This is a genomic window from uncultured Mycobacterium sp., from assembly GCF_964249325.1.
In the GTDB taxonomy this organism is placed as follows: Bacteria; Actinomycetota; Actinomycetes; order Mycobacteriales; family Mycobacteriaceae; genus Mycobacterium.
In genome coordinates this window covers 1-10,251 of the sequence record NZ_CAXUCH010000160.1, presented here as the reverse complement: position 1 = coordinate 10,251, position 10,251 = coordinate 1, and the positions used below count along the sequence as shown (strand labels likewise).

At 67.2% G+C, this 10,251-nt stretch carries 11 protein-coding genes; 6 read left to right on the top strand and 5 right to left on the bottom strand.

Features of this window, described 5'->3' with window-relative positions; translation table 11 throughout:
- On the bottom strand, window positions 1-406 hold a 406-nt coding region (locus tag ACFE99_RS17745), incomplete at its 3' end, for an MBL fold metallo-hydrolase (RefSeq protein ID WP_375487559.1).
- The gene (locus ACFE99_RS17740) at window positions 403-1,488 is read right to left on the bottom strand and encodes an S-(hydroxymethyl)mycothiol dehydrogenase (protein WP_375487557.1); all 1,086 of its coding nucleotides are present in this window, start codon (window positions 1,486-1,488) and stop codon (window positions 403-405) included. The genes ACFE99_RS17740 and ACFE99_RS17745, both read right to left, overlap by 4 nt.
- A 247-nt stretch (window positions 1,489-1,735) precedes the next feature.
- On the opposite strand from ACFE99_RS17740, the gene ACFE99_RS17735 reads away from it, so the two are divergent.
- On the top strand, window positions 1,736-2,557 hold the full coding sequence (locus tag ACFE99_RS17735) for a serine hydrolase domain-containing protein (protein ID WP_375487555.1): 822 nt from the start codon (window positions 1,736-1,738) through the stop codon (window positions 2,555-2,557).
- Between the two features lie 132 nt (window positions 2,558-2,689).
- Window positions 2,690-3,202 carry a DUF3145 domain-containing protein gene (locus tag ACFE99_RS17730; protein WP_375487553.1) on the top strand — a complete coding sequence of 171 codons (513 nt, stop codon included), beginning with the start codon at window positions 2,690-2,692 and terminating at the stop codon, window positions 3,200-3,202.
- Here the strand turns inward: ACFE99_RS17730 and ACFE99_RS17725 are convergent.
- Together ACFE99_RS17725 and ACFE99_RS17720 are read right to left on the bottom strand one after the other, a co-directional pair.
- Window positions 3,183-4,112: a diacylglycerol kinase gene (locus tag ACFE99_RS17725; RefSeq protein WP_375487551.1), complete on the bottom strand. Its 930-nt coding sequence runs from the start codon at window positions 4,110-4,112 to the stop codon at window positions 3,183-3,185. The two genes, ACFE99_RS17730 and ACFE99_RS17725, sit on opposite strands and share 20 nt — an antisense overlap.
- Window positions 4,109-5,689, bottom strand: coding sequence for an FAD-binding oxidoreductase (locus tag ACFE99_RS17720; RefSeq protein WP_375487561.1), 1,581 nt, complete (start codon window positions 5,687-5,689; stop codon window positions 4,109-4,111). Before ACFE99_RS17720 ends, ACFE99_RS17725 begins: the two co-directional genes overlap by 4 nt.
- A 41-nt stretch (window positions 5,690-5,730) precedes the next feature.
- Here ACFE99_RS17720 and ACFE99_RS17715 point away from each other — a divergent pair, with 41 nt between their 5' ends.
- Genes ACFE99_RS17715 through ACFE99_RS17700 form a run of 4 tightly spaced genes read left to right on the top strand, consistent with a single transcriptional unit; the run spans window position 5,731 to window position 9,942 of the window.
- Window positions 5,731-6,300: a TetR/AcrR family transcriptional regulator gene (locus ACFE99_RS17715; protein WP_375487549.1), complete on the top strand. Its 570-nt coding sequence runs from the start codon at window positions 5,731-5,733 to the stop codon at window positions 6,298-6,300.
- A complete protein-coding gene (locus ACFE99_RS17710) occupies window positions 6,300-7,832 on the top strand; it encodes a glycerol-3-phosphate dehydrogenase/oxidase (protein WP_375487547.1) in 1,533 nt (510 codons plus the stop codon). Before ACFE99_RS17715 ends, ACFE99_RS17710 begins: the two co-directional genes overlap by 1 nt.
- A gap of 59 nt (window positions 7,833-7,891) precedes the next feature.
- Entirely contained in the window at window positions 7,892-9,514 is a 1,623-nt protein-coding gene (locus tag ACFE99_RS17705) for an FAD-dependent monooxygenase (protein ID WP_375487545.1), read from the top strand.
- Window positions 9,511-9,942, top strand: coding sequence for an SGNH/GDSL hydrolase family protein (locus ACFE99_RS17700; RefSeq protein WP_375487543.1), 432 nt, complete (start codon window positions 9,511-9,513; stop codon window positions 9,940-9,942). Before ACFE99_RS17705 ends, ACFE99_RS17700 begins: the two co-directional genes overlap by 4 nt.
- Window positions 9,943-10,025: 83 nt before the next feature.
- Here ACFE99_RS17700 and ACFE99_RS17695 read toward each other — a convergent pair.
- The coding region (locus ACFE99_RS17695; protein ID WP_375487541.1) for a hypothetical protein at window positions 10,026-10,251 on the bottom strand (226 nt) is incomplete at its 5' end.

Here is a 10,251-nt window from a genome sequence, read left to right as displayed (position 1 = left end):
GGTCGGGGGCATACCAGCACACCGATCCGGGCGAGTGCCCCGGTGTGTGCAGCGCCCGTAACTCCGTGCCGGCTACCTGCACGGTGTCGCCATCGGACACTGCACGAAAACCCTTGTCCGGATGGGTCATCTGCCATAGCACATCGTCGGCGGGATGCAGTAGCACCGGCGCGTCGAGCGTCTTGCCCAGCGCGGGAGCGACCGTCACGTGATCGTTGTGACCATGCGTGCACACCACCGCCACCACATTGCGGCCGCCGACGGCCTTTACGATCGGTTCCGCGATGTGGGCGGCGTCGAACACCACGACGTCGTAATCGTCGCCGAGGATCCAGATGTTGTTGTCGACTTCCCAACTGCCACCGTCGAGTTCGAACGTACCGTGGGTGACCACCCGCTCGATCACAGCATCACCACCGAGCGCAGCACCTTACCCCCGTGCATCTTGTGGAAGGCCTCTTCGACGTCGCCGAGGCCGATGCGTTCGGACACGAACTTCTCCAGCGGAAGCCGGCCCTGCAAATACAGGTCGATCAGGGTGGGGAAGTCGCGTTCGGGCAAGCAGTCGCCGTACCACGACGACTTCAGCGCTCCGCCGTGCGAGAAGAAGTCCAGCAGCGGCATCTCGATACGCATGTCCGGGGTCGGAACACCAACCAGCACAACGGTTCCGGCAAGATCGCGGGCGTAGAAGGCTTGTTCCCAGGTTTCCGGCCGGCCCACCGCATCGATCACCACGTTGGCGCCGAAGCCGTCGGTGAGGTCCTGGATGGTCTTGACGACGTCGGCGTCGCGGGCGTTGATGGTGTGGGTGGCGCCGAACCCGCGCGCCCACTCGAGCTTGGTGTCATCGGTGTCGACGGCGATGATCCGCCGGGCGCCGACCAGCGCGGCGCCGGCGATAGCGGCATCACCGACCCCGCCGCAGCCGATCACCGCGACGGTGTCGTCGCGAGTGACACGGCCGGTGTTGATCGCGGCGCCGATCCCGGCCATCACCCCGCAGCCGAGCAGGCCGGCCACCGCCGGGTCGGCGGAGGGGTCGACCTTGGTGCATTGGCCCTGGTGCACCAGTGTCTTGTCGGCGAACGCGCCGATGCCCAGCGCCGGGGTCAGTTCGGTGCCGTCGGTCAGCGTCATCTTCTGTTCGGCGTTGAATGTGTCGAAGCACAAGTGCGGCCTGCCGCGCTTGCAGGCTCGGCACTGACCGCAGACCGCGCGCCAGTTGAGGATCACGAAGTCGCCGGGCTCGACTGCAGTCACAACCGGTCCGACCGCCTCGACCGTGCCGGCAGCTTCGTGGCCGAGCAGAAACGGGTAGTCGTCGGTGATGCCGCCCTCGCGGTAGGTGAAATCGGTGTGGCAGACTCCGCACGCGGTGACATCGACCAGCACTTCGCCCGGCCCGGGGTCGGGGATGACGACGTCCACCAATTCGACCGGCTCGCCCTTTTTGCGTGAAACCACGCCGCGCACTGTCTGACTCATGGGCCCCAACCCTAGCGGCGATCGCAAACTCGGCGGAGCCGAGTGCAGCGGGTCGCCGCCATCGAAATCGCGGCGATCGCAAGCTCGGCGGAGCCGAGTGCAGCGGGTCGCCGCCATCGAAATCGCGGCCCCACATCGAGCCTGCGCTGGTGGCATCGATTCTGCGCAGGCAGCGGTGATCGCCGCGGTTTTGAAGCCATGGACGCAGACTCGGCGGGCACTGCGCCGCCCGATAGGCTCTGCCGCGATGGCAGCACTCGACGCACTGGACGGCTGGCCCGTCTCGACCGCGGCCGCCGCGGTCATCGGCCCCGAGGGAGTGCTCGCCAGCCACGGCGACACCGGCTGTGAATTCGCGCTGGCGTCGGTGACCAAGCCCTTGGTGGCCCGCGCAGTCCAGGTCGCCATCGAAGAAGGCGTCGTCGAGCTGGACACTCCGGCCGGCCCGCCCGGCTCCACGGTTCGCCACCTATTGGCGCACGCGTCGGGGCTGGCGATGCATTCCGACCACATACTCGCCAAGCCCGGCAGCCGCCGGGTGTACTCCAACCAAGGCTTTACCGTGCTGGCCGAGACGGTGGAGCAGTCATCGGGCATCGAGTTCACTCGGTACCTCACCGAGGCGGTATTCGAGCCGCTGGCGATGACCGCCACCCGGCTGGACGGCGGCACCGAGGCGGCGGGCTTCGGCGCCACCTCGACGCTCGCCGACCTGGCGGCCTTCGCGGTCGATCTACTGCGGCCAGCGACGGTCTCGGCGCAGATGCATGCCGAGGCGACCACCGTGCAATTCCCCGGCCTGGACGGAGTGCTGCCCGGATACGGCGTCCAGCGGCCCAACGACTGGGGCCTGGGTTTCGAGATCCGCGACGCCAAATCGCCGCACTGGACCGGTGCATCCAACTCGGCACGGACGTTCGGACATTTCGGCCAGTCGGGCAGTTTCATCTGGGCCGATCCCGACGCTGACCTGGCCCTGGTTGTGCTCACCGGCCACGATTTCGGCGACTGGGCCTTGCCCGCGTGGCCGGCGATATCTGACGCGGTAATTTCCCAACATCGACACTAGCGCAACAGGGGTATCAAGAGGCACAATAGACACGCAAGGCACAATTTCATCTGGCGGTTTATCCGCAGCCTGCTCGTCGGGTTCACCAGGTCGTTGGGGAAGACGTCCCTCGTGGAGCCGAAGGAGCAGCAGATGCGTGCGTCGAACCAATTCGCCGACGCGACCACCGGCGTGGTGTACATCCACGCCTCGCCGGCGGCGGTGTGCCCACATGTCGAGTGGGCGTTGTCGTCGACCCTGGGGGCCCCGGCGAACCTGAAGTGGACCCCGCAGCCGGCGATGCCCGGACAGCTGCGCGCGGTGACCAATTGGGTCGGTCCGGTGGGCACTGGCGCTCGGTTGGCCAACGCGCTGCGCTCCTGGTCGGTGCTGCGCTTCGAGGTCACCGAGGACCCCAGTCCCGGTGTCGACGGTCAGCGCTTCAGCCACACTCCGCAGCTGGGATTGTGGAGCGGGACGACGAGCGCCAACGGCGACATCATGGTTGGCGAGATGCGGCTGCGGGCCATGATGGCCGCAGGGGCCGATGCGCTTGCGGCCGAGCTTGATTCGGCATTGGGCACGGCGTGGGACGAGGCGCTCGAGGTGTACCGCGACGGCGGCGACGTCGGCGAAGTGACCTGGCTCAGCCGGGGAGTGGGCTAGGTTTCCGCAGCAGCTGCAGCGCGCCGGCCACCGCCGAGATCTCTGCTGGCAGCGCGCATACGCATTCGCCGTCGGCGTAGGCGTTGATTCCAGGCGACTCCACCTCGATCGACTGCGCCCGTGCCGTGTTCACCGCGTCCAGCTCGACGTGGGTGCCCTTGAACACCGTGGGGAACAAGCGGACCAGCCGGGCTCGCGACGCCGAGTGCACCATCGTGATATCGAGCTGGCCGTCGCCGTGGTCGGCGTGTGGGCAGATCAGCATGCCGCCGCCGTAGCTGCGGGTATTGCCGAATGCCGCCAACGTCAGTTCCGTGACGAGCTCTTCGCCGTCGAGCACCAGCCGAAACGGCAGCAGCCGCAACTGCGACAGCTCGGCAAGCATCGCGAGGTTGTAGCGCATCCGCCCGCGCGGCCAGCGCATCCGGTTGGCCCTATCGGTCACCAGCGAATCGAATCCTGCTGCGGCAACGGTGCCGAACCAGGTGACGGCCCCGGCGCGGTCGCGAATTCGGCCCAAGTCAACGGTTTCCGTCCATCCGTCGGCGACGATATCGGCGGCGGCCACCGGATCCTTGGGGATCGCGTATTCGCGGGCATGGTCGTTGCCAGTTCCTGCCGGCACGATTCCCAGCGGAATGGCGCTGCACGCCAACGCTTGCAGCACCAGGCCGACCACGCCGTCGCCGCCGACGACCACAACTGCGTCGGTGCCGCGCTCGAGCGCCGCATCGAGCAGGTGCCGCGCGTGGCCGGCATCGGTGCCCACGATTTCGACGACGTCGACGCCGCGCTGCTGTAGTCGCCTGATCGCCTGTTCGGCGGCATGCGGCGCGTAGCCGTGCCCCGACTTCGGATTGGTGAGCAGCGTCACCTGGGCGATGTGGCGGCGGCGCAGCTGGCCGGTCACGGAATCAGCTTGCCGGGGTTGAGGATTCCGGCTGGATCGAGCGTCGACTTGACGGCCCGCAAGATCTGCACCCCCAATTCGCCGACCTCGTCGTCCATCCAGGGCCGGTGCTCGGCGCCGACGGCGTGGTGGTGAGTGATGGTTCCGCCGCTGGCCACGATCGCCTCCGACGCGGCGGCCTTCGCGGCTCGCCACTGCTCGATCGGATTGCCGCGTTGCCCGGCGACGACGGTGAAGTACAGCGAAGCGCCGCATGCGTACACATGCGAAATGTGGCACAGCACAAGGGCCGGTGTGCCGGATTCGGCCAGCGCGGCCGTCAGCGCGTCGCTGACCGCCGCCTTCAGCGCTGCGATGTTCGACCAGTCGGTGGCGGTCTCCAGGGTCTCGCACAGCGCGCCGGCGTCCAGCAATGAGTCGCGCAGGTACGGCGCGTGAAACCGGCCCCGCTCCCACGCCCGCGCCGGTTCCTCACCCAGCGACGTGCCGCCGTGCGCTTGCAGCACGGCTCGCGTTTCGGCGTGCCTGCTTTCGGCGTGCGCGGCAGTGCCCTCGAACATGGTGATCGCGAGGCAGCCACCGGTGATCTGCTGTTCTCCGATGGCGTCAGTGGTGGCGAGGTTGACCCCGGTCTCCGCTTCGTCGGAGAGCCGTATGACGGTCGGTCCGGTACCGGTTTGAGTGACGGCGCGCAAACCGGCTGTCCCGGTGGCGAAATTGGGAAACGACCACGCCTCGTAGCGGGTCACTTCGGGCGCGCGATGCACGCGCAGCCGAACCCGGGTGATGACGCCGAACACGCCCTCCGAGCCGATCAACAACTCCCGCAGGTCCGGCCCGGCCGCCGACGCCGGGGCCCGGCCCAGCTCGAGCACACCCGCCGGGGTGATGACGCGCAGCCCGCGGATCATGTCGTCGAACCGGCCATAACCCGCCGAGTCCTGACCCGATGAGCGGGTGGCCGCAAAGCCGCCAATGGTGGCGAACTCGAAGCTCTGCGGAAAATGCCCGAGCGAAAAGCCGTGTTCGCCGAGCAGTCGCTCCGCCTGCGGGCCGGTGACGCCGGCACCAAGCTCGGCCACGCCGGACACCTCGTCGAGTGCGTGCAACCGGTCGAAGCGGCGCAGATCCAGCGACACGACGGCGTTGAACTGGCCGCGGATCGGGTCGAGCCCGCCCACCACGCTGGTGCCACCACCGAACGGAACGACGGCGATGCCGCGCTGTGAGCAGTGGCGCAGGATCGCCGCGACGTCGTCGTCGCCGCCGGGCAGCAGCACCGCGTCGGGTGCGTCCTGCACGCCGGTGTCTCTGCGGCGCAGCAGGTCCAGGGTCGACTTGCCGCCCGCATGCAACAACCGGTCACGGTCACCAGCACGGCAGTAGTCCATCCCGACGATCGCCGCCAGCGCGTCGTAGTCCGCCTGCTGCAGCGCGCTCGGGGTCAGCCGCACCTGGTCCGCCCTGAGCTCGGCTGTGCCCGAATCCTGCACCCCTAGAGCCTGTTTCAGTAGCGAGCGGATCCCGTCCGACAGTGGGTTGGCCGCAGCCGGATCGCCCCACGCATCCCACTTCATCGGCGGCAGCAGCTCGTCAGGCATGCGTTACAGTATTACACATGCTGTCAATCGGTAACGCCCCGGCGGACATCGGTGACCGGATACTTTCGGCCGCGGCCAGCTGCGTGCGCGATTTCGGGGTCGAACGCGTGACGCTGGCCGAAATCGCGCGCCGGGCCGGGGTCAGCCGACCGACCGTGTACCGCCGCTGGCCGGATACTCGCTCGATCCTGGCCGAGCTGCTGACCCGGCACATCACCGACGCAGCGCGGGACGTGCCGGTGCGCGGCGAAGGGCGCGAGGCAGTGGTCGAGCGGATCGTGGCGGTCGCCGACCGACTGAGGCGCGACGCGTTCGTGATGGCAGTGCTGCGCTCTGAGCTGGCGTTGGTCTACATCACCGAACGGCTGGGCACCAGCCAGCGGCTCCTGATCGACGCCTTGGCCGGCCAGCTGCGCGCCGCACAGCGACACGGCAGCGTGCGACCGGGCGACCCCCGCCGGCTCGCCGCGATGGTATTGCTGATCACGCAGTCCACGATTCAGTCCGCGCGGCTCGTCAGGCCGATCCTCGGCGCAGACTCGCTGAGCGCGGAACTGGCATACGCACTCAACGGATACCTGTCCTGATGCCCGTCGCTCTGAATGCGGCCCGCCGCACCGCCGACCTGCAGGCGCTGGCCGATGGCGCACCGGTGGACGTCATCGTCATCGGCGGCGGCATCACCGGCACGGGCATCGCCCTGGACGCCGCGACACGGGGCCTGCGGGTGGTCCTGATGGAAAAGCAGGATCTGGCATTCGGCACCAGCCGGTGGAGCTCCAAGCTGGTGCACGGCGGCCTGCGCTACCTGGCGACCGGCAACGTCGGCATCGCCCGCCGCAGCGCGGTCGAACGCGGAATCCTCATGACGCGTAACGCCCCTCATTTGGTGCGGGCGATGCCGCAGCTGGTGCCGCTGCTGCCGACGATGGGTCGCGCCGAGCGGACACTGGTGCGTGCGGGATTTCTGGCCGGTGATGTGTTGCGCAAGCTGGCGGGCACACCGGGATCGGTGTTGCCGCGCTCGCGCCGGATATCGGCACAGCGTGTTATCGACATGGCTCCGACCGTGCGGCGCGACGGGCTCGACGGTGGTCTGCTGGCCTACGACGGGCAACTCGTTGACGACGCGCGGCTGGTCACCGCGGTCGCGCGGACCGCGGCACAGTACGGGGCCCGGGTCCTCACCTATGTGGCCGCATCGCAGGCCACCGGCACGTCAGTGAGATTGACTGACCAGCGCGCCGGCGGGTCGTTCGACGTCTCTGCGCGCGCCGTAATCAACGCGACGGGGGTATGGGCCGCCGACATCGACCCGTCGTTGCGGTTGCGGCCCAGCCGCGGCACCCACCTCGTCTTCGACGCCGCCGCCTTCGGCAATCCGGCTGCGGCACTGACCATTCCGATACCCGGTGAACTCAACCGCTTCGTGTTCGCCATGCCCGAACAACTCGGCCGGGTCTACCTCGGCCTGACCGACGAAGACGCGCCCGGCCCGATTCCCGATATACCGCAACCTGCCTCGAACGAAATCGACTTCCTGCTCGACACGGTGAACACCGCGCTGGACCGCACGCTGGGGTCCTCCGACGTCATCGGTTCCTATGCCGGCCTGCGGCCGCTGGTCGACACCCGCGGGGGGCGCACAGCGGATATCTCACGCGAACACGCGGTCGTCGAGTCGCCGTCGGGTGTCATCAGCGTGATCGGCGGCAAGCTCACCGAATACCGCTACATGGCGCAAGACGTCCTTGATCGCGCGATTCGGCTGCGCGGCTTGACGGCCGCCGCGTGCCGGACGCGCAACCTGCCGCTGGTCGGTGCGCCGGCCAACCCAGGATCGACCGCGCGCCCGGCCAGGAGGCTGCCGGCATCGCTGGTCGCGCGCTACGGGGCAGAGGCGCCCAGCGTCCTCGCCGCTGCCACCTGCGAGCGCCCCACCGATCCGGTCGCCGACGGCATCGACGTGATCCGCGCGGAGTTCGAATATGCGGTGACCCACGAAGGGGCGCTGACCGTCGAGGACATGGTCGATCGCCGGACCCGCATCGGCCTGGTGCCCGCCGACAAGGAGCGGGTTGTCGATGTGGCGAAGGAGTTCATTGCCCACCTCGCGTAGTACCTTAGCGGCAGTTACTATTATATGGTAGTAACTGTCACTTTAGCTGGAGGTGAGCGATGTCCGATGTCATGCACGTCCCGGTCGTTATCGTCGGCGCCGGTGCTGCCGGGCTGGCCACCTCGGCGCTGCTGGCCAAACATGGTGTTCGCTCGCTGCTGGTCGAAAAGCGGCGGGAGGTGTTCATCTATCCGAAGGCCCGCAACCTGAGCTTCCGCAGCCTGGAGATCCTGCGGCGGCTGGGGCTCGGTGACGAGATGCACGCCGTCGCCGAGCATGTGTCGGACGTGGTCGTCAAGCCAACGCTCAACAGCGCCGAAGTAGGACCGGGCATGGATATCGACGCGATCTTCGCCCCGTTCGACGGGCTTAGCCCCGAGCCGTCCGCGCAGTATCTACCCCAGAGCCGACTGGAGCCGATGCTGGCGGCCGAAACCCGCCGGCATGGCAACGAAGTGCGCTACGGGACGGAGTTGTCGTCGTTCGAGCAGGACAACGACGGTGTGACAGTGGTTGTGCGCGAGCGGGATTCGGGAGCTACCGAAACGATACGCGCGGACTATCTGGTGGCCGCCGACGGCGTGCGCAGCCCGGTGCGAGACTCGCTTGCCATCACGACTTCGGGGTACGGCGCGGTGCCGATATTCGTTGTCTTCATCTACTTCCGGGCGCCTTGGCGGAAGTTCGTGCCGCACTTAGGTGATGGCGATGGCGTGCAAGTCAAGAACGCTGACGTGGACGGCATATTCCTGGTGGTCGAGGGCGACTTTGGCATATTCATCACCACCTACTTCCCCGACAAAGGCGAAACCGCCGAGCAGTTCACTCCGCAGCGGTGCACGGAGATACTTACCAAGGCAATCGGCGAGCCGATCGACATGGAGATCGTCGACGTCGCCGCGTGGCAGCCCTACGAGCGGGTAGCCGACCAATTCCAGTGCGGGCGGGTCTTTCTCGTCGGCGACGCCGCGCACACCATGCCGCCGTTCAAGGCCGGGGGAGCCAACACGGCGATCCAGAGCGCAGACAACCTCGCCTGGAAGCTCGCCGCCGTCTTGACCGGCGTGGCCGGGCCCGAGCTGCTCAACACCTACCACACCGAACGCCATCCGGTCGGGGGCTTCAACGCTCACCAGTCGCTCACCGGTCCGTCACTTGCCTTCCTGCGGTTGGACGACAACCGGCCGCAACTACCTCCGGACGAGGAGGCGCCGATGTTCGCGCTCCTCATCGGCTACCAATACCGCTCGACTGCAGTCGTTTGCGACGAGTCTGCCTCGGCTGACCCGGACGCCGTGTCGCTTGTGGAGGAATTGCGTGGACAACCCGGCACGCGGGTGCCGCACGCCTGGGTGCGCCGTGACGGCAAGCAGGTTTCCACTCTCGACCTGCTCGGTCCCGGATTCACCCTGCTGACCGGAGCTGATGGCGCGCCATGGGTCGACGCCGCGGCGGCGGCGTCGGCAGCGTTGGGCGTTCCAATCGCTGTCCATCGTATGGGTTCCCACGGCGACCCCGTCGAGGTCGACGGCGCGTGGTCGGCGAGCACCGGCCTTGCGCCAGATGCAGCACTGTTGGTGCGCCCGGACGATTTCGTCGGCTGGCGGGCTGACGGGCTTCCGGCCGATCCGGAGAACGAACTGCGTAAGGTGCTGTGTCAGATCCTTGGTCGGATGCAATGAGCGAGTCGACGGGGCCGCCGCAGCACTCCCAGCGGGTTGAGACTGTGGCCTGCCTCGGTTGGAGCACCACAGCGTCGCGGGGGACATACAAATGGATCGACGAGCTGGAGAAGCGGCCGCAAAACGGACGATTTCGCTTCGTCAATTTGGGTGTGGGCGGGGATCTGTCGTTCAACACGGTCCGGCGCCTCGACCGAGTGATCAACGTGCGCCCGGATCGGGTGATCGTGCTGATCGGGACCAACGACGTTCTGGCGAGTGTCTTTCCGAGCTTCAGGCGATTCGTCCGGGTCTGGAAGCGGCTCTCCGACGAACCGTCGCCGGCCCGGTTCGAAGATAACCTCACCGTCGTCGTGCGCAGACTGCTGCAACAAGACCAATGCCAGGATCGGGTTGAGTTCGGTTGCGCCGCTGGGAGAAGAGCCTGATTCACGTGATCCTGTGCAGGCGCAGGTCAATGATCTGATTGCCACTTATAGCGGCATTGTCCGGGCAAAGACGGCCAAACCGTTTACCCGTTTCTCTTTCGCCGTTCTATCGCGACTACCTGTTTCGGGAATTGGTGTTGCGGCAGAGTTTCGATCAGATCTCTCGAATCAACGGTTGGCATTTCCACATCGATGGCATCCACCTCAACACCACAGGCGGTCGCATCCTTACGGATGCTGTCCAGCGGTTTCTTGGACTCCTGAGCATCCGGCCGCCGGGGTTGATGACGTTTGACCAATATTGTATTT